Annotated in this window: 22 protein-coding genes; 14 read left to right on the plus strand and 8 right to left on the minus strand. The window is 75.6% G+C overall.

The genetic code is table 11. The annotated features are described in order from the left end of the window. Positions 1-37: 37 nt before the first annotated feature. On the minus strand, positions 38-1147 hold the full coding sequence (locus tag PGB27_RS07100) for a magnesium and cobalt transport protein CorA (RefSeq protein ID WP_274199669.1): 1110 nt from the start codon (positions 1145-1147) through the stop codon (positions 38-40). 299 nt (positions 1148-1446) lie between these two features. Here PGB27_RS07100 and PGB27_RS07105 point away from each other — a divergent pair, with 299 nt between their 5' ends. Then, positions 1447-1962, plus strand: coding sequence for a MaoC family dehydratase (locus PGB27_RS07105; protein ID WP_274199670.1), 516 nt, complete (start codon positions 1447-1449; stop codon positions 1960-1962). On the opposite strand, the gene PGB27_RS07110 is transcribed toward PGB27_RS07105, so the two are convergent. Next, positions 1959-2426 (minus strand): NUDIX domain-containing protein, encoded by a 468-nt coding sequence (locus tag PGB27_RS07110; protein ID WP_274199671.1) that lies wholly within the window; start codon positions 2424-2426, stop codon positions 1959-1961. The genes PGB27_RS07105 and PGB27_RS07110 overlap by 4 nt on opposite strands. 102 nt (positions 2427-2528) lie before the next feature. Between PGB27_RS07110 and PGB27_RS07115 the strand changes: the two genes are divergently transcribed. The 5 genes from PGB27_RS07115 (at position 2529) to PGB27_RS07135 (ending at position 5638) form a co-directional block, all read left to right on the plus strand. Next, a complete protein-coding gene (locus PGB27_RS07115; RefSeq protein ID WP_274199672.1) occupies positions 2529-2687 on the plus strand; it encodes a hypothetical protein in 159 nt (52 codons plus the stop codon). A 15-nt stretch (positions 2688-2702) separates the two neighbouring features. Beyond that, positions 2703-3254 (plus strand): PH domain-containing protein, encoded by a 552-nt coding sequence (locus tag PGB27_RS07120; protein ID WP_274199673.1) that lies wholly within the window; start codon positions 2703-2705, stop codon positions 3252-3254. Positions 3255-3278: 24 nt separating this feature from the next. Beyond that, positions 3279-4136 carry a PHP domain-containing protein gene (locus PGB27_RS07125; protein ID WP_274199674.1) on the plus strand — a complete coding sequence of 286 codons (858 nt, stop codon included), beginning with the start codon at positions 3279-3281 and terminating at the stop codon, positions 4134-4136. Between the two features lie 63 nt (positions 4137-4199). Continuing rightward, the gene (locus PGB27_RS07130) at positions 4200-5054 is read left to right on the plus strand and encodes a RecB family exonuclease (RefSeq protein ID WP_274199675.1); all 855 of its coding nucleotides are present in this window, start codon (positions 4200-4202) and stop codon (positions 5052-5054) included. Positions 5055-5194: 140 nt separating this feature from the next. Next, entirely contained in the window at positions 5195-5638 is a 444-nt protein-coding gene (locus PGB27_RS07135; protein WP_274199676.1) for a hypothetical protein, read from the plus strand. 8 nt (positions 5639-5646) lie between these two features. On the opposite strand, the gene PGB27_RS07140 is transcribed toward PGB27_RS07135, so the two are convergent. The 3 genes from PGB27_RS07140 to PGB27_RS07150 form a co-directional block, all read right to left on the minus strand. Then, positions 5647-6687, minus strand: coding sequence for an alpha/beta fold hydrolase (locus PGB27_RS07140; RefSeq protein ID WP_274199677.1), 1041 nt, complete (start codon positions 6685-6687; stop codon positions 5647-5649). A 63-nt stretch (positions 6688-6750) separates the two neighbouring features. Further along, positions 6751-8097: an Rv3212 family protein gene (locus tag PGB27_RS07145; RefSeq protein ID WP_274199678.1), complete on the minus strand. Its 1347-nt coding sequence runs from the start codon at positions 8095-8097 to the stop codon at positions 6751-6753. A 12-nt stretch (positions 8098-8109) separates the two neighbouring features. Further along, positions 8110-9969 (minus strand): DEAD/DEAH box helicase, encoded by a 1860-nt coding sequence (locus tag PGB27_RS07150; RefSeq protein WP_408630027.1) that lies wholly within the window; start codon positions 9967-9969, stop codon positions 8110-8112. A gap of 245 nt (positions 9970-10214) precedes the next feature. Here PGB27_RS07150 and PGB27_RS07155 point away from each other — a divergent pair, with 245 nt between their 5' ends. Both PGB27_RS07155 and PGB27_RS07160 read left to right on the plus strand, forming a co-directional pair. Next, entirely contained in the window at positions 10215-10895 is a 681-nt protein-coding gene (locus PGB27_RS07155; protein ID WP_274199679.1) for a ferritin-like fold-containing protein, read from the plus strand. Positions 10896-11040: 145 nt separating this feature from the next. After that, positions 11041-11271, plus strand: coding sequence for a DUF3107 domain-containing protein (locus tag PGB27_RS07160; RefSeq protein WP_274199680.1), 231 nt, complete (start codon positions 11041-11043; stop codon positions 11269-11271). 37 nt (positions 11272-11308) lie between these two features. On the opposite strand, the gene PGB27_RS07165 is transcribed toward PGB27_RS07160, so the two are convergent. Then, entirely contained in the window at positions 11309-11950 is a 642-nt protein-coding gene (locus tag PGB27_RS07165) for a TetR/AcrR family transcriptional regulator (protein ID WP_274199681.1), read from the minus strand. Between the two features lie 222 nt (positions 11951-12172). Here PGB27_RS07165 and PGB27_RS07170 point away from each other — a divergent pair, with 222 nt between their 5' ends. From PGB27_RS07170 to moeZ, 3 genes are all read left to right on the plus strand, one after another. Continuing rightward, complete coding sequence (locus PGB27_RS07170; protein WP_408630032.1) at positions 12173-13360, plus strand: alpha/beta fold hydrolase; 1188 nt, start codon at positions 12173-12175, stop codon at positions 13358-13360. Further along, a complete protein-coding gene (locus PGB27_RS07175) occupies positions 13357-14439 on the plus strand; it encodes a DUF3152 domain-containing protein (RefSeq protein ID WP_274199683.1) in 1083 nt (360 codons plus the stop codon). The genes PGB27_RS07170 and PGB27_RS07175 overlap by 4 nt, the downstream gene beginning before the upstream one ends. Before the next feature lie 92 nt (positions 14440-14531). Continuing rightward, a complete protein-coding gene (moeZ, locus tag PGB27_RS07180) occupies positions 14532-15707 on the plus strand; it encodes an adenylyltransferase/sulfurtransferase MoeZ (protein ID WP_274199684.1) in 1176 nt (391 codons plus the stop codon). Positions 15708-15828: 121 nt separating this feature from the next. Here the strand turns inward: moeZ and PGB27_RS07185 are convergent, their stop codons facing one another. After that, entirely contained in the window at positions 15829-17271 is a 1443-nt protein-coding gene (locus PGB27_RS07185; RefSeq protein ID WP_274199685.1) for a cation:dicarboxylate symporter family transporter, read from the minus strand. Positions 17272-17420: 149 nt separating this feature from the next. Between PGB27_RS07185 and PGB27_RS07190 the strand changes: the two genes are divergently transcribed. Further along, complete coding sequence (locus tag PGB27_RS07190; RefSeq protein ID WP_274199686.1) at positions 17421-18116, plus strand: response regulator transcription factor; 696 nt, start codon at positions 17421-17423, stop codon at positions 18114-18116. On the opposite strand, the gene PGB27_RS07195 is transcribed toward PGB27_RS07190, so the two are convergent. Next, positions 18092-19840 carry a sensor histidine kinase gene (locus PGB27_RS07195; protein WP_274199687.1) on the minus strand — a complete coding sequence of 583 codons (1749 nt, stop codon included), beginning with the start codon at positions 19838-19840 and terminating at the stop codon, positions 18092-18094. The genes PGB27_RS07190 and PGB27_RS07195 overlap by 25 nt on opposite strands. A gap of 492 nt (positions 19841-20332) precedes the next feature. On the opposite strand from PGB27_RS07195, the gene PGB27_RS07200 reads away from it, so the two are divergent. Continuing rightward, positions 20333-24397, plus strand: a complete 4065-nt coding sequence (locus tag PGB27_RS07200) for a glycosyltransferase (protein ID WP_274199688.1) — start codon at positions 20333-20335, stop codon at positions 24395-24397. Positions 24398-24426: 29 nt separating this feature from the next. Continuing rightward, positions 24427-25074, plus strand: coding sequence for a GntR family transcriptional regulator (locus tag PGB27_RS07205; RefSeq protein WP_274199689.1), 648 nt, complete (start codon positions 24427-24429; stop codon positions 25072-25074). The last annotated feature ends 10 nt before the right edge of the window (positions 25075-25084 follow it).

Raw genomic sequence — 25084 nt, forward strand, 5'->3', positions numbered from 1 at the left:
CGACGGCGGGCGCGCTGCCCGGGGCCGGCCGACCCGGTCAGAGCCAGCGGTTCTTCCGGAACGTCCGCCAGAGGACGCCGCAGATGAGCAGGATCGCGAGGATCACCGCCGGGTAGCCGAACTCCCAGTGCAGCTCGGGCATGTAGTCGAAGTTCATGCCGTAGATGCCGGCGAGCATCGTCGGCACGGCGAGCAGGGCCGCGTAGGCGGTGATCTTGCGCATGTCGTTGTTCTGGCGCAGCGTGATCTTCGCGAGCACCGCGTCGACCAGCGTCGTGAGCAGCTCGTCGAACGACGCGACGCGCTCGGCCACGGTGGCGAGGTGGTCCTCGACGTCGCGGAAGTAGCTGCGCACCTCCGACGGCACGAGCGGCGAGTAGCCCTCGGTCAGCCGCCGCATGGGCGTGACCAGCGGCGTCACGGCCCGGCGCAGCTCGAGCACCTCGCGCTTCATCATGTAGATCTGCTCGGCGCCGACCTCGGTGTACGGCGCGAACACCTCGGTCTCCATGACGTCGATGTCGTTCTCCACGCCGGCGGCGACGTCGAGGTAGGAGTCGACGATGTGGTCGGCGACGGCGTGGAGCACGACCGCCGGTCCCTGGGCGAGGTGCTCGGGGTCGGCCTCGAGGTTGTGGCGCACCCGGCGCAGCCCGGAGTGCTGGCCGTGGCGCACGGTGACGACGAAGTCGCGGCCCAGGAACACCATGAGCTCGCCGGACTCGACGATCTCGTTGGCGGTGGTCGGGGACGCGTGCGCCACGTAGCGCATGGTCTTGAACACCGAGAACAGCATGTCGTCGCCGCCGCCCGCGGCCCCGGTGTACCGCTCGATCTTCGGGCGCTGGTGGGCGTGCACGGCGTCCTCGACGGCCAGCGGGTGCAGGCCGAACACCTCGGCGATGTCGTGGATCTGCTCGGCGTCGGGCTCGTGCAGGCCGATCCACACGAAGCCCTCGCCGCGCCGGCGGACCTCGCCGATCGCGTCACGGTGGTTCCAGTGCCCGTCGAGCCGCCTGCCGTCGACGTAGACCGCGCAGTCGACGACGAAGGCGGCCAGCGGCACGTGGGGGACCCGCGGGTCCTTTGCGCGACCCGGGCGGATCACGCGGGCTCCGGCGTTGCGCAGGGTGGGCAGGGCAGGCATGACGACCTCCGGGGACCGGACGGGGTGCGGACTTCGGACATCCAGCCACCGCGTCCCTCCCGGACCACCCGCGGACGCGTCAGCGCCGGGTGGTCCCACGGGAGGGGACGCGGCCCGTACTCGGGGGCAGGGCAGCCGGCCTGCAATAGGAGTCGTCCACGTCTCACCTCCCTCGCCTCGCGCGACACGAACTCGGTCGGTCCGTCATCCTAGCGACCTTCGTCGGCGCCGTCGGACCGAGGAGTCACAGGTCTCGGACGCGGCGCCTTCTCGACCAGAGACGTTCAGGAGGCGGATCCGTGCAGTTCGGTCGGTACTTCGAGGAGTTCGAGGTCGGCGCCACGTACAAGCACTGGCCGGGCAAGACGGTCACCGAGTACGACGACCACCTCTTCTGCCTCATCACGATGAACCACCACCCGCTGCACCTCGACTCCCACTACGCCGAGGGCACCCAGCAGGGGCGCAACGTCGTCGTCGGCAACTACGTCTACTCGCTGCTGCTCGGGATGTCGGTGGCCGACGTGTCGGGCAAGGCCATCGCGAACCTCGAGGTCGAGTCGCTGCGCCACGTCAAGCCGGTGTTCCACGGCGACACGATCTACGGCGAGTCGACGGTGCTCGACAAGAAGGAGTCGTCGTCGAAGAACGACCGCGGCGTCGTCCAGGTCGAGACGATCGGCTACAACCAGGACGGCGTCGTGGTGTGCATCTACCGCCGCAAGGTGATGGTGCCCAAGCGCCCGGCGTCCGAGGGCACCGACGAGGCCGTGGAGGCGGAGCAGCCCCGCCGCCCGGTCCCGCAGCGCGACTAGCGGGGCAGGCAGTCCCACCCGCGCAGCGCGGCGGTGAGCCCGGTGACGAGCTCACCGGCCGCGTCGAGGGCGGCGTAGGCGGCGGCGTCGACGAAGCGGGCGTCGGCGGCGTCGTCACCCGCGCGCGGCTCCGTCGCCGGGTCGGACGCGTCGGAGAGCCGGCAGCGGAAGTCGTGGATGACGAACGTCCGCCCGTCCGGCGCGGGCCGGCGCACGTGCCCGACCTCCTCGCCGACGACGACGTCGAGCCCGGTCTCCTCGGCGACCTCGCGCGCCGTGGCGGCGACCGTCGTCTCGCCCGGGTCGACCTTCCCGCCGGGCAGCGACCAGCGTCCGGCCTCGGGATCGTGGCCCCGGCGCACGAGCAGCAGGCGGCCCCGCGCGTCGGTGACGATGCCCCCGACGCACACCACGTCACCCGCCACACCACGCGACGCGCCGAGCGCCACCTGGGGATCACGCATCGTCACACGAGATCACCCTAGTATCACCCGTGGCCGGATGTCCGTCACGGCCCGGACGACCCATACTGCCCACGACCACGGCGACGACCGCGAGGGATCCTGGTGAACGCGAGAAAGATCGGCATCTTCGTGGGCGTCGCGTTCCTGCTCTTCTTCGTGATCTCCCAGCCCCAGGGCTCGGCGGATCTGGTGCTCAGCATCCTGACGATCCTGGGCGACGCGGCGGCTGCAGTGGTGGAATTCATCCAGGCGCTGTTCTAGGTCCGGAGGTCCGACGTGCTGGCACCCCGCGAGGTCGACGAGTACGTCCTGCCCACCGAGCGGCGGGTGATCCGCTTCCGCCGGCACTGGGCGGTCATCGTCGGCGAGGTGCTGCAGGCCGTCGTCCTGTTCGTCCTGCTCGCGCTCGGCGCGGCGTTCCTCCCGCAGAACGTCGTGCTGGACAACCTGTTCTGGTACGGCGCGCTGCTCGTGCTGCTCAAGACCAGCTACAAGGTCAGCGAGTGGTGGGTCGAGAAGGTGGTCGTCACCGACAAGCGCGTCATGCTCACCAAGGGGATCTTCACCCACCAGGTCGGCATGATGCCGCTGACCAAGGTCACCGACCTGACGTTCGAGCGCAGCCTCAACGGCCGCCTGCTCGGCTACGGGACGATGGTCATCGAGTCGGCCGGTCAGATCCAGGCGCTCAACCGCATCGACTTCCTGCCCGACCCCGAAGAGGTCTACGAGGCCATCTCCGAGCTGGTGTTCGGCGACAAGCGCCAGACCCGCTCGTACACGCTGCCGGGGTCCGGGTTCGGCGGCGCGCGGGGACGGCGGCGCTGAGGCCCGGCCGGTGATACTGGCCGGGTGATCGACCTCCACACCCACTCCGCGGTCTCCGACGGCACCGACTCGCCGACCGAGCTCGTCGCCACGGCCGTGGCCGCCGGCGTCACCGTGCTCGCGCTGACCGACCACGACACGACGGCGGGCTGGGACGAGGCCACCCGGGCGCGTCCTGCGGAGCTCACGCTCGTGCGTGGTGCGGAGTTCTCCACCGAGAGCCCCGACGGGCGGGGCGGGACGGTCACCGCGCACGTGCTGGGCTACCTCTTCGACCCCGCCGCCCCCGAGATCCTCGCCGAGCAGGAGCGGCTGCGGGCCTCGCGGCGCGAGCGGGTGCGGGCGATGGGGGAGCGGATGGCCGCGGGCGGGCTCCCCGTCGACGGCGAGGCGCTGCTGGCCCGCCTACCCGCCGACGCGCCCGCCGGGCGCCCGCACCTCGGGCAGGCGCTCGTCGAGGCCGGCGTGGTGGGGTCGGTGTCCGAGGCGTTCGAGCACATCCTGCGCAAGGACGGCCCGTACTACGTCGAGAAGGAGGACACGCCGATCGCGCGGGCGATCGCGATGATCGTGGCCGCCGGTGGCGTGCCGGTCTTCGCGCACCCCTTCGCCCGGCGGCGCGGTCCGGTGGTCGAGGCGTCGGTGCTGGCGGACCTGGCGCGCGAGGGTCTCGTGGGCATCGAGGTCGACCACCCCGACCACGACGCGGACGACCGCGCGGCGCTGCACGAGGTCGCGGCGGCCGAGGGCCTGTTGGTCACGGGCTCGAGCGACTACCACGGCACCAACAAGTCCACCCCGATCGCCGCGGAGACCACCGCGCGGGACCAGTTCGAGGCCCTCGCGGCGCGCGCGACGGGGGCCGAGGTGCTCGCGGGCTGAGGACGCGGAGCGCAGCGGAACCGGACCACGGACGCTCTCCCGGCGCCGCCTAGGGTGGAGGCGATGAGCATGCAGCTGGGTCTGGACGGCATGCCCGCCCGCCTGGTCCGCGTGACCCCGTCGCGCCTGGCCACCTGGCAGGACTGCCGGCGCCGCTACCGCCTGACCTACCTCGACCGCCCCGCGCCGCCGCGGGGCGGGCCGCGGGCGGCGAGCACGCTCGGCGCCGTGGTGCACAACGCGCTGCACGCCGTCTTCGGCGAGCGCCCCGCCCGGCGCAGCGCCGCCCGCGCGGCCCTGGAGGTGGACCGGCACTGGTCGTCGGAGGGTTTCCGCGACGACGCCCAGGCCGCCGAGTACCGCGAGCGCGCCCGGACGTGGGTCGGCGACTACGTCGAGCGCCACGGCGTCGTCGACGCGCCGGAGCCGGTGGGCGAGGTCGTCGGGCTCGAGCGGTGGCTGTCCGCGCCCGTCGGGGCGATGGTCGCCGAGGGTCGCGCCGACCGTCTCGACGACCGCGACGGCGAGGTCGTCGTCGTCGACTACAAGACCGGCCGCCGGGTGCCCGACGCCGCCGACGCCGCGGGCTCGCCGGCCCTCGCGCTCTACGTCCTCGCCGCGCGCCGCACGCTGCGCCGCCCGTGCCGCCGGGTCGAGCTGCACCACCTGCCGAGCGGGACGATCGCCGCCGCCGACCACGACGAGGCCTCGCTCGCCGCCCACCGCGAGCGGGCCGAGGCCGGCGCCACCGCGCTCGGTGCGGCCGCCGACGTGCTCGAGGAGGACCCGCGCCGCGCCGAGGAGCTCTTCCCCCCGCTGCCCGGGCCCCGCTGCGGCGCCTGCGAGGTCCGGCGGCACTGCCCGGAGGGACGCGCCGCCGCGCCCGCGGAGCCGGCCTGGTCGGGGCTCGCGCCGTGAGCGCCGCCGAGCCGGACCCGGGACGCCCGGACGGGCCGGAGACGCAGCCGACGCCACCGCGGCCGTGGAGCGGGGGCGAGGCGCCGATCCCGCCCCGCGGGGGCGCACCTGGCGGTCCCGGCGCCCGCGGTGCCCCCGGCGTGACCGCCACCGGCTCCTGGCGCCCGACCTCCACCGAGCGCTGGACCTCGCCCGCCGGCGTGCCCCGCGCGGCGACCCGCCGGGAGCGGGCGCGCGCCGTCGGCCGGCCCACCCCGCCCTCGGGCCTGTCGACCGGGGCGATCGCGCGCACCGGACGCCCCGACCGCCTCGCCGGCACCCGCCGCCGCCTCGTGGCCCTGGCACGCGTGCTCGCGGGCGGGCTCGTGGTGCTCGCGGTGGTCGTCGTCGCCGCGCCGTGGCTCCTCGGCGGGCCCGGGCCGGGCGTGGACACCGTGGCCGCGCACCTGTTCGGCGCGGTCGTCGCGGTCGGCGCGACCGCGATCGCCGCGCACCGCCGCACCTCCTCCGGGGTGGCGGTGCTCGCCGCCGCGTCGGTGCCGGTGATCCTCTTCCTGCTGCTCGCGATCAGCTGGTGGGCCTGAGCGGCCCGTCAGCCCAGCAGGTCGTCGCGCAGCCAGGTGCGCCACGTCGGGACGAGGACGTCGAGCAGGGCCGTCGGGTTCTCGACGTTCGGCGCGTGCGCGGCGTGGGGCACGGCGGCGAACTCGGCCTCGAGGCGGTCGGCCATGGTGCGCTGCATGCTCACCGGCCAGGCGTCGTCGTCGATCCCGCAGACGATGAGGCACGGCACGCGGCGGGCCCGGACGGCGGCGACGAGCTCGGCGGTGCGGTCGGGCTCGGCGCGCAGCGCGTCGCCCATACCGAGCAGCCCGGTCACCGTGGAGCGGCGCAGGCGCTCGCGCAGCAGGGCGACGACCTGCGGGTCCTTCGACGACCACTCCCCGGACGCGTCGCGCAGCGCGATGACGTCCTCGATGCCCCGGCGGCGCAGGATCGGCTCGAGCACGTCGAGGTTCGTCCGCCGTTGGCCCATGGGCAGCTCGCCGGGCCCGGAGTCCATGAGCGTCAGCCCGCGCACCGCCGCCCCGGCCAGCACCGCGGCGCGGGCGACGAGCCCGCCGAACGAGTGCCCGAGCAGCAGGACCCGGCGGCCGGCGGCGACCTCGTCGGCGACGATCCCGGCGATCACCGGCCCGAGCCGGTCCGGCTGGTACTCGCTCTCGGCGGCCGGGCCGGGCGACTCGTACTGGCCGGGCAGGTCGAGCGCGAGCACCCCGATGCCGCCCGCGGCGACGGCGTCGATGAGCGGCGCGAAGTCCTCCTTCGAGCCGGAGTAGCCGGGCAGCAGCAGCGCCGTGGCGGGCCGGCCCTCGATCGCGGCCGCCGCGTCGGGCTCGGCCCGCAGCGCCGCGAGGGGACCGAGCGACGACGGGACCGTGACCCGGCGCGCACCGTGGGGGTGGCGCTGGGCCCGGCCCCGGCCCACCGGGAGCGCGGGCGTGGCGTCGGGCGGGCCGGCCGGCACGCCGGTGGCCTCACGAGCCACCGCACCGTCCAGCCCGTCGTCCGCCGTGTCGTCCGCCGTGCCGTCCGACGGCGCGGCGGTGCCGGGGTGATCGGGGCGGCCCACCTCGGGGAGTCTGCCGCATGACAGGCCCGGAAGGGCCGTGACGTGGTGCGGGCGGCGGTGCGGTCAGCCCGGCGGGCGCAGGGCGACGACGGTCGATCCGCGCAGCTCGACCACGGTGGTGCCGGTGGCGGCGACGGCCACCGGGGCGGTCGGGTCCCCGCCCCGGGCGACCGGGACGACCGGGCCGCGGGGGGTGCCCGTCGCGGCGTCGACGACGGCGAGGCCGTCGGGCACCGGGACGAGCGCCACGGCCGCGGGCGCGCTGCCCGGCCACGCCGCGCCCGCCCCGAGCGTGCCGGGCAGGGTCCAGCGGGGCCGCAGGTCGCCCGCGTCCAGCCCGACGGTGGCGGTGCCCGTCCACCACAGCAGGACCGGGCCGACGGGCCGGACGGTCGCCGCGAGGTCGGTCGGGTCGGTCGTGGGGCCGGCCGCCGTGCCGAGGGGGTACACGGTCTCGGGGATCAGCGTCTCGGCGTCGGCCGAGGTGCCGACCACGTGCAGCGTGCCGTCCGGCGCCGCCCACGCGGCGCGCTGGTCGGTCAGCGCGACGAGCCGCGCGCCGCGCACCCCGAGGGGGGTGCTGGAGCGCTCCTCGGGCTTCTCCGAGCTCTGCGGGTCGGCGTCGACGACGGTCAGCCGGTCGCTGTCCTCGCCGGGGCAGCGCTGGACCATGCCGACGGTGCCGCCGCCGACGGCGATCGAGCCGTTGGTGCACTCCGCGCGCGGCTGGGCGTCGGGCGGCTGCACGGGCGTCGCGACGCGGCCGACCTCGGTGGTCAGCACGAGGTCGGAGCGCCAGGTCTCGACGTGGTCCGCGCCGGTGCCGGTGACGTGGTCGCGGTCGGCGAGCAGGCGGGTGCCCTCGCGCAGGTCGGCGTTGCGGGCGGGGCCGCGGGTGCCGGTGTCGGGCTCGAGGGCGGCGACGTCGGAGCACCACGTGCCCAGCGGCCCGTCGGTGCGGAACACCGCCAGGACGTCGCCGAACCCGGTGCCGACGGTGCACGGCGCCTCGGGCCGGCTGTAGCGCCACGCCTCGCGGCCGGTGACCGGGTCGTGGCCGACGACGCCGTCCGGGCCCGCGGTGACCACGGCCGGGCCGACCGCGAGCGGCGCCGGCGTGGCCGGGCTCGCGGCCCGCCACACCTCGCCCAGGGCGGTCGGCACGGGGCCGTCCGCGCCGGGCTGCAGCGGCGGCGACGCCGGGGTGAGCTCGGTGTCCGCCGCGTCACCGGACGCCAGCACCAGCAGTGTGCCGACGACGGCCGCCACCACCAGGAACGCGACGGCGACGAGGTCGCCGCGGCTGCGCCGCTCCGGGCGCGGCAGCCGGGACGGGCGCGGGGACCCGTCCCTCGACCGGTCGCCCGGGTCGGCGGACCCGGGCGTGCGGGCCGACGTCGGCGAGCTCACCGGCGCGTGGCCCTACTCGGTCGTGGACGCCGCGGGTGCGGCCTCGGCGGGCGCGGTGCCCGCGCCGTCGGACCCGTCCGGCGAGGCACCGTTCGCGCCGGACCGGGAACCCGATCCGCGGCCGCCCCGACGGCGGCGACGGCGTCGGCCGCCCTCGCCCGAGCCCTCGCCCGAGCCCTCGCCCGAGCCCTCGGTCAGGGTCTCGGTCGAGCCCCCGTCCGCGTCACTGGTGGCTTCCTCGTGCCGCTCGGTGTCGGCGTCGGTGCCGGTCTCCGTGCCCTCGGCGCCGTCACCGGAGACGACCTCGCCGGCGCGGCGGCGGGTGCGCGAGCGCGTCCGGCGCGGACGCCGCCGGCCCTCGTCCTCGCCGGACTCCTCACCGGCCTCGGCGTCACCCTCGCGACCGCCGGAACGGCCGTCGCGCGACCGGCCCCGGCCGCGCCCGCCGCTCTCGCGGGTCTCGCGGCGCGGGCCGTCCTCGGCCTCCTCCTCCGCGGGGCGGCGGCGCCGGGCCACGCGCCCGCCCGAGCCCTCGGGGATGCCGAGGTCGGCGTAGAGGTGCGGCGAGCTGGAGTACGTCTCCGGCGGCTCCGGGGCACCGAGCCCCAGGTCGTCGGAGATCATCTTCCACTTGGGCAGGTCGTCCCAGTCGACGAGCGTGATGGCGATGCCCGTCTTGCCCGCGCGGCCGGTGCGCCCGATGCGGTGGATGTAGGTCTTGGCGTCGTCGGGGCACTGGTAGTTGACGACGTGCGTGACGCCGGTGACGTCGATGCCGCGGGCGGCGACGTCGGTGCAGACCAGGACGTCGATGCGGCCCTCGCGGAACGCGCGCAGCGCGTGCTCGCGGGCGCCCTGGCCCAGGTCGCCGTGCACGGCGCCGACGGCGAAGCCGCGCTCGGCGAGCTCCTCGGACACCTTGCTCGCGGTGCGCTTGGTGCGGGTGAACACCATGGTCGGCCCGCGGTCGGTGGCCTGGAGGGTCCGCGCCAGTATCTCGACCTTGTCCAGGGCGTGGGCGCGGTAGACGAACTGCTGGGTCTTCTCGCCGATGGCGCTGGCGTCGACCTGCTCGGCGCGGATGTGCGTCGGCTGCGTGAGGAACGTGCGGGCCAGCGTGATGATCGGCCCGGGCATCGTCGCCGAGAACAGCATCGTCTGGCGCTTCTCGGGCAGCATGCCGAGGATGCGCTCGACGTCGGGCAGGAAGCCCAGGTCGAGCATCTCGTCGGCCTCGTCGAGCACCAGGCCGCTGACCTTGGCCAGCACCAGGTGGCCCTGCTGGGCGAGGTCGAGCAGGCGCCCCGGGGTGCCGACGACGAACTCGACACCGCGCTGCAGGGCGGCGATCTGCTGCTCGTACGGGCGCCCGCCGTAGATCGACACCACGCGGGTGCCGAGGCCCTGGGAGGCGGTCTCGATGTCCTTGGCGACCTGCACGCACAGCTCGCGGGTGGGGACGACGATCAGCGCGCGCGGCGTGCCGTCGTCGGTGGGGCGGCCCAGGCGCTGCAGCAGCGGGACGCCGAAGCCGAGGGTCTTGCCGGTGCCGGTGCGCGCCTGGCCGATGACGTCCTCGCCGGCGAGGGCCAGCGGCAGCGTCAGCTCCTGGATGGCGAAGGTGCGCTCGATGCCGACCTTCGCGAGGGCCTCGACGATCGTGGGGTCGACGCCCAGCTCGGCGAAGGTGGGGGCGTCCTCGGTGACGGGGGCGCGGGCCTGCAGCGGCGCGGCGACCGGCTCGTCGTCGGGAGGACCGGAGTCGGAACGGGGGTCGGTGGTGACGGTGGTCAGGGGTCTGCCTCTCTCGCGTCGTGCGCGCGAGGCGGGCCGGCTGGCTCGACCACGTCCGGGGTCGGCGACGGTGCGCACTGGTGCACGGGCCCGCTCCCTCGTCGGAGCGCGACCCCACGTCACCGGACGCGGGAGAGCCGGCGGAGGCGCCCGCACGCTCGGGTGCGTCTCGCGGCGCACGACGGCGACCGGGCGGTCGGCGACGATGCATGCCACCGCGGGACGCCTCCATGGTACCGGGCGCCCCGGGACACCCGTGTCACCGGCGGTCGTGGCCGAGTCGTCGCCCGCCCCAGCGCGTCACAGCCCTAGGGTGGGCGGCCGTGAGCGAGCCCGGGGGCGATCGCCCCGCCACCAGCACCGACCCGTCCGGTGACCCGCCCGTCGACCTGCTCGGCGCCGTGGCCTACGGCGCCCTGACCGCGTTCACCAGGCTCGCCGCCGACGCCGCGCTCGCCCCGGACCTGACCGGGCGCGCCGAGATGGCCGCGCTCGCGGCGGTCGAGATGGCGCACGTCGAGCGCGTCCGGGCGCACCTCGCGCAGCGGGGTGTGGACCTCATCACCACGATGGCCCCCTTCGCCCCGGTGCTCGACTCCTTCGCGGCGCGCACCGCGTCCCGCGACTGGGGCGAGGCGCTCGTCGGCGCCTACGTCGGGCGCACGCTCGCGGTGGACCTCGTCGCCGCCTCGGGGGCCGCCGACGACAGCGACGCGTCCGAGCTCCTGCGCGGCCCCGACGCCGGCCGCGAGGCCGCCGGGGAGAGCGGGTTCGACGCCTTCGCCGAGCGGGCGGTGGGCGAGCTGATCGTCGACGAGCGCACCGCCGGGCGCCTCGCGATGTGGGGCCGGCGACTGCTGGGCGAGACGCTCGCCGCGGCCGCCGAGGTCCTCGACGAGCACCCGCAGGCGGCCGCCGCGCTGCTCGGCGGGGCGTCGCGGGGCGCGGTGTTCAAGGCGCTGAAGTCGCGGCACTCCAGGCGGCTGGCGGCGCTCGGCCTGTAGCCCGCCCGGACGCCGGACGTGGACTAGCCTCGCGCGGGCACAGCGCGACGGCACGACCGACACGTCGAGCAGCACGGGCACGTCGAGCAGCACGGGCACGTCGAGCGGTACGGGCACGACACAGCAGTCTCGAGCGGAGGAACGCGTGGAGGTCAAGATCGGCGTGGCGGAGAGCCCGCGCGAGCTGGTGGTCGCGAGCGACCAGTCGCCCGACGAGGTGCAGGCGCTCGTCGACGAGGCGCTGGCCTCGAACGGCGGCACGCTCGCGCTCTCCGACGACAAGGGCCGTCGGTACGTCATCCCCTCGGCTCGCATCGCCTACGTGGAGATCGGGCCGCCGGAGGGGCGTCGCGTGGGCTTCGGGGTCGGCAGCTAGCCACCCGGTGGCCGGGGCGGGGAGACCCGCCCCGGTCTCAGCCCTCCTGGCGGGGGAACCCGCCGATGCCGCGCCACGCGAGCTGCGACATCAGCGTGATCGCGTCCTCGCGCGGCGGCTGCAGGCCGGCGTCGAGCCAGTAGCGCGCGGCCGTCGTCGACAGGCCCACGAGCCCGACGGCGAGCAACCGGGCCCGCTCGGGCTCCAGGCCCGCGTCGGTGGTGACGGCCTCGGTGACGGCGTCGATGCAGTCCGAGGTCGCGCGGTCGACGAGGCCCGCGATCTCGGGCGTCGCGCGCGTGTCGGTCTCGAAGACCAGGCGCATCGCGCCGTCGCGGGAGGACACGACGTCGAAGTAGGCCTGGATCGTGGCCTGGACGCGCGCCTTGTTGTCGGTGGTCGAGCGGATGGCCGCGCGCACCGTGCGCACCATGTCGTCCGCGGCGCCCTGAACCAGCGCCCGGTACAGGTCGAGCTTGCCGGGGAAGTGCTGGTAGAGCACCGGCTTGCTGACCCCGGCCCGCTCGGCGATCTCGTCCATCGCCGCCGCGTGGTAGCCGCGGTGGCCGAACACGTCGCGCGCGGCCTCGAGCAGCTGGGCCCGCCGCGCCGAGCGGGTCATGCGCGGGCGCCCCGTCGGGGTGCCCGGGCTGCCCGGAAGGCTCGCCTGCCCGTTCATGGCCCCCGCCCCCAACCAACCGTCGTCCGCCGGGCGGCGCCGGTCTCGGCCGCCTCGGTCGCCCGACCCTACCCATCGGGTGACGTCCGTGCGGGTCGCGGCGCGCGGGGCGCCGACGTGCGGCGATCTCCGGGTGATCTCCGGGCTCATGCCCGGCGGGGTCGGAGTCCGCCTCCCGTCCACCCGGGCGTCACCGTGACGACACCGGCGGGACACCGCATGATGGTGCGCGTGATCGTCCGTCGTCCCGCGCCGTCCACCGGCCGGTCCTGGTCCGTCCGCGACGACGCGGCGGCGGGTCCGCACGTGCCCGCGCCCCCGCTCGCCGACCCGTCGGCGCTCGGCCCGACCGGCACGGCGACGGCGCCGACGCCGTACTGGCCGGGGCGCGTGGTGCCGGTCGGCCGGTCGGGCTCGCTGCACGTCCGCGAGACGCCGGGCCCGGCGGGGGAGACGGCGGTCTACGTCCACGGCCTCGGCGGCTCGTCGAACAACTGGACCGAGCTCGCCGGTGCGCTGTCCGCCCGCTTCCGGGGGCTCGCCGTCGACCTGCCCGGCTTCGGCCGCACGCCGCCGCCGTCGTCGGGCGACTACCGGCCGGCGGCCCACGCCGCGACGGTCATCGCCTACCTCGACGACCTGCAGCGGCAGGGCACCCGACCCGTGCACCTGCTCGGCAACTCCCTCGGCGGCGCGGTGTCCCTGCTCGTGGCCGCCCAGCGCCCCGACCTCGTGCGCACGCTGACCCTGGTCAGCCCCGCGATGCCCGACCTGCGCCCGCTGCCCTCGCGCCTCGGCGGCCGGCGCGCGGCGCTGGCCCTGCTGCCGCTGCTCGGGGCGAGCGCCCGCGCCGAGCAGGCCGCGGCCACGCCGGCCGAGCGCCTGGCCCGCACCATGGCCCTGTGCCACGCCGACCCCGACCGGGTCGGGCCCCGCGCCTTCGCCATGGCCGCGGAGGAGGCCGAGGAGCGGGCGGCCCTCGCGCACGCCCCGGAGGCCCTGCACCGGTCGTTCCTCGGGCTGCTGGGCACCTGGCTGGCCCCGTCGCCGCGCTCGCTGCGGGCGGCCGCCGCGCGGGTGCGCGCGCCGACGCTGGTCGTCTGGGGTGAGGTCGACCGTCTCGTCGGCGTGTACCGCGCCGCGCACACCGCCGCCGCCCTGCCCGCGGGGCGCCTGCTGCGGCTGCCGGGGGTCGGCCACGTCGCGCAGATCGAGCGCCCGCAGACCGTCGCCCGCGCCGTGCTGGGGCTGGTCGACGCCGCCGCCGACGGCTCCTGGCCGGCCGCGGGAACCCCGGTGCGGGCGCGCGGGACCGTGCGTGGCCGGCTGGACGCGGCGGCACGCCGAGTCCGTGATCGACTGCCGCGGGGCGTGGCCGGACCGGAGGCGTGTGGCACAGTGCCCGTGTGACCCGGCCGGCCAGGCGCCCCGCCGACGGGGAGGAGGCCCCGGCCGACTCCCCGCTCGACGCCTCCCCGACGGGGGACGGGCGTGCGCCGCGAGCGGGCCGTCCCGGGCGCGAGCCCACCTCGACCGCCGTCCGCGACCGGCCGCGGACCGGGTCCCGGCCCGGCGCCGGATCGCGGCCCGCGACGGCGCCACGGGGCCGGGCCGGCGCGCGCCCGCCCGCGCGCTCGGCGCCGCGGAAGTCGGTGCTGCGCTCCTGGCGGACCTGGGTGATCCCGGCGCTGGTGGTGCTCACCGTGCTCGCCGTCGTCGAGGCGGTGTCGCCCGACGGTGACGCGGGGTCGGCGTCGCCGCTGCTCGCACCGCCCGAGCGGCCGACGCCGGTGGTCACCGAGGCCCCGCGCGGCGTGGGCCAGAACGTCGACATCCCCTCGGCGGAGCTGCCCGCGGGCGGTGCGTTCCCGGTGACGGGCTCGGGGACCTGGCACGTGGTGCCGGGGACGACGCCCCAGGCCGGCACGGGTCGCGTCTACACCTACACCGTCGAGGTCGAGGACGGCATCGTCGTGCCCGAGGGCGAGCAGGCCTACGCCACCGCCGTCGACGCCACCCTCACCGACCCGCGCAGCTGGATCGGCTCCGGGCAGATCGCGGTGCGCCGCATCGACACCGGCGTGCCCGACTTCCGCGTCAGCCTCTCCGCGCAGATGACCATCCGCGGGCTGTGCGGCTACTCCCTGCGCTACGAGGCGTCGTGCTGGAAGTCCGACATCGGGCGCGTGCTCATCAACGGCAGCCGCTGGGTCCGCGGCGGCGCGGCGTTCGAGGGCCAGCTGGGCCTCTACCGGCAGTACGCCCTCAACCACGAGGTCGGGCACGTCTTCGACAACCCGCACGTGCCCTGCCCGGAGAACGGCGCCCTCGCGCCGATCATGATGCAGCAGAGCTTCGGGACGGCGAACGACTACCTCGCGCAGCTCACCGAGGAGAACCCGCAGGGCACGCAGATCCCCCGCGACGGGAAGGTCTGCCGGCCCAACGCGTGGCCCTACCCTCAGGGTCCCGTCGCGCCCGTCGGCTGACGTCACGTCCCCGGCCGGGGAACATGGCGGGGAGCGCGGCGGTTGTGCGTCGTGAGGACCCGAGCAGAAGAGATGGGGAGTTGAGCGCCGTCATGGCATCCCTGCCGCCCCTGGTGGAGCCGGCCGCGGAGCTGACCAAGGACGAGGTCGCCCGGTACAGCCGCCACCTGATCATCCCCGACGTCGGTGTCGACGGGCAGAAGCGTCTGAAGAACGCGAAGGTGCTCGTCGTCGGCGCCGGCGGCCTCGGCAGCCCGGCGCTGCTCTACCTGGCCGCCGCGGGCGTGGGCACCCTGGGGATCGTCGACTTCGACGTCGTCGACGAGTCGAACCTGCAGCGCCAGGTCATCCACGGGCAGTCGGACATCGGGAAGTCGAAGGCGCAGTCGGCCAAGGAGTCGGTCGCCGAGATCAACCCGTTCGTCACGGTCAACCTGCACGAGACGCCGCTGGACTCGTCGAACGCGCTGGACATCTTCCGCGACTACGACCTGATCCTCGACGGCACCGACAACTTCGCCACGCGCTACCTGGTGAACGACGCGGCGGTGCTGCTGGGCAAGCCGTACGTCTGGGGCTCGATCTTCCGGTTCGAGGGCCAGGTCTCGGTGTTCTGGGAGGACGCGCCGAACGGCCAGGGCCTGAACTACCGGCACCTCTACCCCGAGCCCCCGCCGCCGGGGATGGTCCCGTCGTGCGCCGAGGGCGGCGTGCTGGGCGTGCTGTGCGCGTCGATCGGCTCGATCATGGTCACCGAGGCCATCAAGCTGATCTGTGGCATCGGCGACCCGCTGCTGGGCCGGCTCAAGGTCTACGACGCCCTCGACATGGAGTACCGCGAGGTCAAGATCCGTCGGGACCCGAACGCCACCGAGGTCACCGAGCTCATCGACTACGAGGCCTTCTGCGGCACCGTCTCCGACGAGGCCCAGACCGCCGCGGCCGGGCACACCATCACGGCGCCCGAGCTCAAGGAGAAGATGGACGCGGGCGACAAGTTCGAGCTCATCGACGTCCGCGAGCCCCACGAGTGGGAGATCGTGCGGATCCCCGGCGCCAAGCTGATCCCGAAGGACAAGATCCTCTCGGGCGAGGCGTTCACCGAGATCCCGCAGGACCGCCAGACGATCCTGTACTGCAAGTCGGGCGTCCGCTCCGCCGAGGCGCTCTCGGCGCTGCACAACGCGGGCTTCTCCAACGCGGTGCACGTCGGCGGCGGCGTCACCGGTTGGGCGCAGCAGGTCGACACCTCGCTGCCCACCTACTGAGGCCCGGCCCCCAGCGAGGGCCCCACCGAGGGGCCACCGAGGGCATCACCGAGGACGAACGAACGCGCCGTTCGCTGCTTCCAGCGCAGCGAACGGCGCGTTCGTGTCTTTCCGGGTGGCCCTACCGCGCGCCGGCGGTGGCCGGGGTGCGGTCGGTCGCGGTGGTGTCGTCCTCGTCGTGGTCGAGGTCCCCGTGGGTCTCCTGCTCGATCGCGTCCCGGACCAGCGACGGGTCGTCGAGCGCGGCGTGGAAGCGCTCGTCGTCGCGCTCCCCGCACCAGCCCGCGACGACCATCGTGGCGACGGTGTTGCCGATGACGTTGGTCAGCGCGCGGCCCTCGCTCATGATGCGGTCGATGCCGGCGATGATCGCGATGCCGATGGCGATCGACTCCGTCGTGTAGAACTCGCCGCCGAAGGCCTGCAGCGACGCGGCGAGGGTCACCAGCCCCGCCCCGGAGACGCCGGCGGCGCCCTTCGAGGTCAGCAGCATGAGCGCGACGAGCCCGAGCTGCACGCCCCACGGGAGGTCCTGCCCGCCGGCCTGGGCGATGAACAGCGCCGCCATCGTCAGGTAGATGCAGGTGCCGTCGAGGTTGAACGAGTAGCCGGTCGGCAGCACCATGCTGACCGTCGAGCGGGACGCGCCCGCCGACTCGAGCTTGGCGAGCAGGCGCGGCAGCACCGTCTCCGAGGACGAGGTGCCGACGATGATGAGGATCTCGTCCTTGATCATCCGGATCAGCTTGAACACGTTGAACCCGGAGAACGCGGACACGGCGCCGAGCACCACGACGACGAAGATCAGGCACGTGCCCCAGAACGTCAGCATCAGCGCGAGCAGGTTGCCGAGGCTCTCGCCGCCGAGGGCACCGACGGTGTAGGCGATGCCGCCGAACGCCGCGATCGGCGCCAGGAACATGATCAGGCGGATCATGCCGAAGATGACCTTGGCGAACAGGTCGATCCCGCCGACGACGCGCTTGCGCAGGGCCGGGGCGAGCATCGAGGTCGCGGCGGCCACGAGGATCGCCAGCACCAGGACGCGCAGGATCTCGTTCTCGACGAACGGGCCGACGAAGCTGTCGGGCAGCAGGGTGTTCTCGATGAACTCCAGCGCGCCGCCGCCCTGGGACCCGCTGGCCACGTCCGCCTGCGCCTCGGCGAGGGTCTCGGGGTCGGGCGGGATCGGCGGGAAGCCGGCGCCGGGCTGGACGATGTTGACCACGAGCAGCCCGAGGCCCAGCGCCACCAGCGTCATGAGCAGGAAGTACGCGAGCGCCCGCACCGCGATGCCGCCGGCCGTGGCGAGGCTGCCGATCGAGGCGATCCCGACGATCACCGTGCAGAAGATGACCGGCGCGGTGATCATCTTGATGAGCTGGATGAAGATGTCGGGCAGGAACTTGAGGTCCGAGGCGAAGCCGGGCGCCGCGAGGCCCACGACGACGCCGAGCGCGATGCCGACGACCACCCAGAACCACAGCTGGGTGAAGACCCGGCTGCGGCTCCGTGAGGTGCCCGACGGTCCCGGAGGGGGTGCCTCCGCCTGCGTGGTCGACATCGTCGTCTCCTTCCGGCCCGCGGTTCCCCGGTGTGGGGTGGCGTGGGTCTCACCGCAGCGTGAGGCTAGGGACGCATCACCCTCCGTGCGAGGTCGAGGACGCGGAGTTGGGGATGAGTTGAGGAAAGGGCCGGGGAAGGGGAGGCGACGTGAAGGTCGTCCTCGTCGAGGACAGCGAGGCGGTCCGTGACGCGCTGGCCGCCGCGCTGCGGGCCGCCGGGTACCGCGTCACGCCCGTCGGCACCGGCGCGGGGGTGCTGGAGGCCGTCACCGGGCCCGACGCCGCCACCGACCCGCCCGACATCGTGCTGCTCGACCTCGGCCTCCCCGACCTCGACGGCGTCGAGGTGTGCCGGCGGCTGCGGGCGCGGTCGTCGGTGCCGGTCATCGCCGTCACCGCCCGGGGCCACCAGCAGGCGCGCGTGCTGGGCCTGCGCAGCGGCGCCGACGACTACGTCGTCAAGCCCTTCGCGATCGACGAGCTGACCGCGCGGATGGAGGCGGTCCTGCGTCGCAGCGCGGGCCACGTCGTCGCGCCCGTGGTGGAGGCCGGCCCGCTGCGGATCGACCTGTCCCGCCGCGTGGTCGAGGTGGCCGGCCGCGAGGTGGCCCTGCGTCGCAAGGAGTTCGACCTGCTCGCCGCCCTCGCCCGCCGCGACGGCGCCGTGGTGTCGCGCGCGGACCTCCTCGACGACGTGTGGGGGCTCGCGCCCGACGACCCGGGGCTCGAGGCCGGTCTGCACTCGCTCGAGGTGCACGTGGCCGCGCTGCGCAGCAAGCTCGACGCGCCCGGCGTCGTGGTGACCGTGCGCGGCGTCGGCTACCGGCTCGCGGCCGGGGACTGAGCGCGGCGACCGGGGGCGGCGCCCACCGGCAGCGTCACCGTGAACACCGTCCCGCGGCCGTCGGGACCGGGCTCGACCTCGATGCTCCCGCGCCGCCGGTCGACCACCCGCCGCACGAGCGCGAGCCCCAGACCACGGCGCCCGGGCGGGCCGTCGCCGTCCTTCGTCGACCAGCCGGGCGTGAACGCGGCGTCGGGGTCGGCGAGCCCCGGGCCGTCGTCGGCCACCCGGATCACCACGGCCCCGCCGGCGGCGTGCACGTCGAGCTCCACCACCCCGCCCTCGCCGGCGTGCGCGCTCTGCAGGGCGGCGTCGAGGGCGTTGTCGACGAGGTTGCCGACGACGGTGACCCGGTCGGTCGACGCCTGCTCGTCGCCGGCGTCGGCGTCGGCGAGCGCGGTGTCGTCGCCGACGCGCAGCTCCAGGCCCCGGTCGCGGGCGTCGGCGGCCTTGTCGAGCACGAGGGCGGCGAGCGCGGGGTCGGCGATCCGGTCGCGCAGCTCGCCGTCGGCGCCCGCGAGCAGGTCGCGGGTCCAGCGCTGGGCCAGCTCGCGGGCGTCGTCGCCGGCGCCGAGCTCGATGAGCGTCGACACCGCCTGCAGGTGGTTCGCGTGCTCGTGCGCGGCGAAGCGGAGCGCGCGGGTCACGGAGCGGGCGTCGTCGAGCTCGCGGGTCATCGCCTCCAGCTCGGTCCGGTCCCGCAGGGTCACGACGACGTCGGGATCGGTGTCGTCGGGTCGAGCTCCGCTCCGCTCCGTCTCCCGGGCGAGCTCGGTGCGGTTGACCAGCAGCAATCGCTCGCCCACGAGCAGCGTCTCGTCGGTGACGGGGGAGCGGTCGGCGAGGCGCTCCTGCAGGGCCGGGTCGACGCCCAGCTCCGCGAGCGTCGGCCCCGCCGCGCGGGACGGGGCGACGGTGGCGGGCAGCCCGAGCAGGCGCGCGGCCTCGGCGTTGAGCACGACCACCCGCCCCGAGCCCGCGTCGAGCACCAGCAGGCCCTCGCGCATCGCGGCCATGACGGCCTCGTGGTGGCGGTGCAGCGCGGTGATCTCGCGGGGCTCCAGGCCGAGGGTGTCGCGCTTGACCCGGCGCGCCGCGACCACGGCGAGCCCCACCCCGAGCGCGATCGCCACCGCCGCCGCCAGCGCGAGGATCGCGAGCTCCCGCGCGATGCGGTCGGCCACCTGGACCCGCAGCTGCCCGACCGCGACCATCCCGACCACCGCGCCGTCCCGCCCGGTCGAGCTCCGCCGCGCTGCGTCTCCCTCCACACCGCGTACCGGCACGATCGCCCGCACCGACAACCCGAGGGTGCCCGGGAACGTCTCCACCAGCGTCGCGCCGGCGGCCGCGGGCAGGAAGGTGCCCTGGTAGGTCTCGCCGATCCGCGCGGGCTCGGGGTGGCTCAGGCGGGTGCCGGCCGGGTCCATGACGGTCACGAACGACACGCCCGTGCCGATCCGCGTGGCCTCGGCCGCCGCCTGGACCCGCGGGACATCGCGCGCGGCCACGGCGTCGGCGAGCCCCGGCGAGGCCGCCAGTGCCACGGCCACCGCGACCATCTTGTCGGCGGCGTCGCGCTCGATCGTCTCGCGCGTGTTCCAGGCGCTGACCCCGCCGGCGATCACCGCGGCGAGCACCACCGTCGCGATCTCCAGCACGAGCAGCCGGCGCACGAGCGAGGAGCCCCGGCGGGCGGGGCGCGTCTCCGACGGGCTGCTCACGACGCCGACCGTCGCGTCTGCACCCTCGCGGCGCAAGCGAGGTCCCCCGAGCACGTCCCCGCTCCGGTCGCGGAGCGCGACGACGGCCTGACCGCCCCGACGATCACGCTCCGCGACCGCGGCGGGGTGTATCGAGGCCCTCGCGCGGCGTTCCGCAACCCCTGCCGCGTGCCCGCCGGCGGCCGTCCCCGGCGTGTCGCCGCGCCGTCGCACGAGCCCCGGCGCGCGGCGCTCCTGTGGGCATCGCCTCCCTGGTCGGGGCCTCGTCGGGTCGGGGAGCGACCCCGGGCGCGGGACGAACCGGACGCCGGGGGACGAGCGGACACGGACCCGGCGCGCCGTCCCTCGTCACGGCCTCTCGGCGACCCCGCACGGCACCCACGCCGCGTGACGACGTCCCACCCGCGGATATCGTCTGACACACGACGAGGTGACGGTCGGGACACGGCCGCATCACGTGAGGCGGGGAGGGGGTGACGCACGGTGACGAGCGTGCGCAGCAGACGGTCCACCCGTCCGCCACGACGCTGGGGCGTCTGGACGATGACGGTCGTCCTGACGGCCATGGTGCTCACCGTGCTCACGGTGTCGGGGCTCGTGAACGCGAGCATCGGCAACGACGCCCACGCCCGCGCGCCCGAGGGCCACGACGCCGTGCCCCCGGGCATCGCCGCCGGCGGGCCGATCATCGACGCCCGCGCCGACCCCGTCCGCTCCGCGCACCTGCCCGACCGCACGGTCGCGCTGACGTTCGACGACGGCCCCGACCCGACGTGGACCCCGCAGATCCTCGCGGTGCTCGCGCGCCACCGGGTGCCCGGCACCTTCTTCGTCGTCGGCTCGATGGTCGCCCAGCACCCCGACATGGCCCAGCGGATCGTCGCCGCCGGCTCCGAGCTCGGCGTCCACACCTTCACGCACCCCGACCTCGCCGGTGTCTCGACCTGGCGCCGCGAGCGCGAGATCGCCGACACCGAGCTGGCGATCGCCGGCGCGACCGGCATCTCGACCCACCTCGTGCGCCCGCCGTTCTCGTCGACCTCCGACGCCCTCGACGACCCGGGCTACGGCACCGTCGTCGCCGCGGGCCAGGCCGGTTACGTCACCGTGCTGACCGACGTCGACGGCGAGGACTGGCAGCGCCCCGGCGTCGAGGCGATCGTGCGCAACGCGACCCCGCAGCACGGCGCCGGCGCCACCGTCCTGCTCCACGACGCGGGCGGCGATCGCTCCCAGACCGTCGCCGCGCTCGACAGCCTGATCCCGCAGCTCCAGGCCCAGGGCTACCGCTTCACGACGGTCAGCGACGCGGCCGGCCTCGGCCCGTACGGGCAGCCCGCCCCGTCGCGCGACCGCGTGGTCGGCCAGGCGCTGCTCGCGACCGTCGGGGTCGCGCAGGGCGTCGTGACCCTCATGGAGATCGCGCTCGTCGGCGTCGGCGGGCTGGTCATCGCCCGGCTCGTCGTCATGCTCGTCGTCGCCCGCCGGCACGCCCGCCGGCGTCGCGATCCCGCGTTCTCGTGGGGCGAGCCGGTGACCGACCCGGTGTCGGTGGTCGTGCCGGCCTACAACGAGGCCGAGAACATCGAGGCCACCGTCCGCTCCATCCTCGCGAGCGGCCACCCGCTCGAGGTCGTGGTCGTCGACGACGGCTCCACCGACGGCACCGCGGACCTGCTCGAGGACCTGGCCCTGCCGCGGGTGCGGGTGGTGCGCCAGGCCAACGCCGGCAAGTCCGCCGCGCTCAACCGCGGCGTCGCCGCCGCGCGGCACGACCTCATCGTCATGATCGACGGCGACACGATCTTCCAGCCGGACACCGTCGCCGAGCTCGTCGCGCCCTTCGCCGACCCGGACGTCGGCGCCGTCGCCGGCAACGTCAAGATCGCCAACCGCGACCGCCTCGTCCCGCGGATGCAGCACCTCGAGTACGTCGTCGGCTTCAACGTCGACCGGCGCGTGCAGGACTCCTGGGGCTCGATCTCGACGATCCCCGGCGCGGCGGGCGCGTTCCGCCGGGAGGCCGTGCAGGAGGTCGGCGGCCTGTCGTCGGACACCCTCGCCGAGGACACCGACCTCACCATCGCCCTCGGCCGCGCGGGCTGGCGCGTGGTCTACGCCGAGAAGGCGCTCGCGTGGACCGAGGCGCCGGTCAGCGCCGGGCAGCTGTGGCGCCAGCGCTTCCGCTGGAGCTACGGCACGATGCAGGCGCTCTGGAAGCACCGCCGCGCGCTGCGCGAGCGCGGGGCGTCGGGGCGCATGGGCCGTCTCGGGCTCGCCCACGTCGCGGTCTTCCACGTCGCGCTGCCGCTCGCGGCGCCCCTGGTCGACCTGCTGTTCGTCTACGGGCTGCTCTTCGGCGACCCGGCGGTGGCGCTGCTGCTCTGGGGCTCGATGCTGCTGCTCCAGGTGATCGCGGGCGTGCTCGCGTTCCGGATGGACGGCGAGCCGCTCGGACCGCTGTGGGCGCTGCCCGTGCAGCAGTTGATGTACCGCCAGCTCATGTACGTGGTGCTCGTGCAGGCCGTGATCAGCGCGGTCACCGGGGCCGGCGTGCGCTGGCAGAAGCTGCAGCGCGTCGGCGCCGTCGCCGAGCACCTCCAGGCACCGGCGGGTCAGGACGGCCGCTCCCGCCCCGCCGCCGACCGCCTCCCCGCCCCGCCGGTGACCCGCGGGCCCGCGCCGGACGCGGCGCCGGCGTCGTCCGAGACCCCGGTCGCGCCACCGCGCGGCGGGGGGCGCGAGCGCTGGCTCGACCTCCTGCGCGCCATCGCGCTGCTGCGCGTCGTCACCTACCACGCGTTCGGCGGCGGCTGGATGAGCATGGTCTTCCCGTCGATGGGCGTGATGTTCGCGCTCGGCGGATCGCTCATGGTCCAGTCGCTGCGCCGCGGGGAGGCCCTCGACGTCATCGGCCACCGCCTGCGCCGCCTGCTGCCCCCGCTGTGGTTCTTCGGGCTGCTCGCGGTGCCGGTGATGCTCTGGCACGGGTGGCCCGCGCAGGACGCCGACGGCACGGTGACCTCGCCGCTGGTGTGGTCGGACCTCCTGTACTGGCTCTTCCCGCTCATCGACCCGCCCGGCAGCGACTGGGGCGCCGACGCCGTCATCGGCCTCTGGTACATCCGCGCCTACCTCTGGTTCGTGCTGCTCACGCCCCTGATGCTGTGGGCCTTCCGCCGCCGCCCGCTCGTGGCGCTCGCCGTGCCCCTGGTCGTGGTGGGTCTCGACGCCCTGGCCGGCTCACCGCTGGGGGAGTGGGGTGCCGCCGGCCCGGCGGTCGTCGACGGCGCCACCTTCGCCGCGTGCTGGATGCTCGGCTTCGCCCACCGCGAGGGCACCCTGCGGCGCCTCGCGCCGTGGATCTCCTCGTGCGCCGCGGTGGTGCTCGTCGCCGGCGGCCTGGTCTGGGCGTTCACCCACCCCGCGGGCGACGACGGCGTCGACCTCAACGACATCCCGTTCGCCCAGGCGCTGGTCTCCTTCGGCGCGGTGCTGCTCGTGCTGCGGATGAACCCGCAGGTCGCCTGGCTCGAGCGGGTCCCGGTGCTCGGGCGGCTGGTCACGGTGGTCAACGCCCGCGCGATCACGATCTACCTCTGGCACAACGTGGCGATCGCCGTCGCGCCGCAGATCGGCGACCTGTTCGGCTGGGACTCCGAGGGCCAGCACTTCGCCATCGCGGTGTGGCTGATCGTCGTGGCGGTGCTCGCGTTCGGCTGGGTCGAGGACCTGGCCGCGGGCCGCACGCTCTCGGTCCTGCCCGACGGGCGCGGCAACGCCCGTCCCGCCCAGCGCGCCGTCGTCGGTCCCCGGCCGCCGGTGATCCCCACCGACGTCGAGAGCGGCGAGACCTCGGCGCTCTCCCAGGGCTCGCTGCGGGCCTTCCTCGGCCGGGTCGTCGGCGCCGCGCCGCCCGCCCCGCCGTCGGGTCCGGCCGACCGCGTCGTCGCCCGGCCCCGCCCTCGTCCGGCGCCGACGCACCGTGGCCCGGTCCCGTCGCCGCCGGCGGGGACACCGACGGCCGGGGCAGGACCGGGCACCGGTCGCTACACGCCCGTCCCGGCCGGGGCCGGTGCCGTTCCGGGTCCCGTCGCCGGACCGGTGGCGCGCCCACCGGCCCGGTCGACGGCGGGGACCGCACGTCCCGGGCGTCCCGGGCCGGCGCCGACCGGGGCGCCGCTGCCGGCGCCGCCGCCCCCGCTGCCCGCGCCGCCGCCCCGGGTGCCCTCGCCGACGCCCACGCCGGGCCGGGCCACCACGAGTCGTCCCGGGCCCCGCCCGACCCCGGCGCCGGGACGGCCGCCGTCCGGGCCCGCGTCGCCCCCGGACGGGCTCACCGCGCTCGTGCCGTCCGCGAGGGACGAGCCGGTGCTGTCGTTCGCCGAGGCCCGCCCGGGCCGCGTCGCCCGGTGTCCGACCCGCCCCGACGGACCGGCCGGCACCACTGGTCCGACGACGACGCGGACCGCTGACCGGCTTTCTTGTACACAAGAATCGACTCCGCTCGGTAGTTCGTCGCCATTGGGCCTTGTTCGCCCGCGACGTCTTCCCTAGCTTGTACACAGAGCAAGGGGAGATGATCGGTGTCACAGTCGGCCACCCGCGTGCACGCGGAGCTGCGCGGCGAGATCCTCGGCGGTCGCTGCGCACCGGGTTCCCGCCTGCGCGAGGAGGAGGTCGCCGAGCGCTTCGGCGTCAGCCGGACGCCGGTGCGGGAGGCGCTGCGCCGGCTCGAGGCCGACGGGCTCGTCGTCGTCACCCCGCGGCGGGGCGCGGAGGTCGTGCGCTGGCGTGATGACGACATCGCCGAGCTCGTGGAGCTGCGGGCGCTCCTCGAGGGACACGCGGCGCGGCGCGCGGCGATCGGTGGCGACGTCGACCTCGTCGCGCTGGGCGATCTGTGCGCACGCATGGAGGCGCTCGCCGAGGCCCCCGACGGGCGCGCCGCCGACGAGATCACCCGCCTCAACATGGAGCTGCACCGCGCGGTACACCGCGCCGCCGGCCGGCTCCTGCCCGACCTGCTCGTCCGCCTCATCGACGTGCCGGTGGTGCGCCGGACGTTCCACACCTACTCGGAGGCCGAGCTGCGTCGCAGCTTCGGTCAGCACCGCGAGCTCGTCGAGGCCCTCGCCGCCGGCGACGGCGACTGGGCGGCCGCGGTCATGCAGGCCCACATCCGGGCCGCGGGCGCCACGTTGCGCTCCTCGCGCGACCCCGACGGTCGCTGACCCACCGCGC

This window comes from Actinomycetospora lemnae, from assembly GCF_028737315.1.
Taxonomy (GTDB): Bacteria; Actinomycetota; Actinomycetes; order Mycobacteriales; family Pseudonocardiaceae; genus Actinomycetospora; species Actinomycetospora lemnae.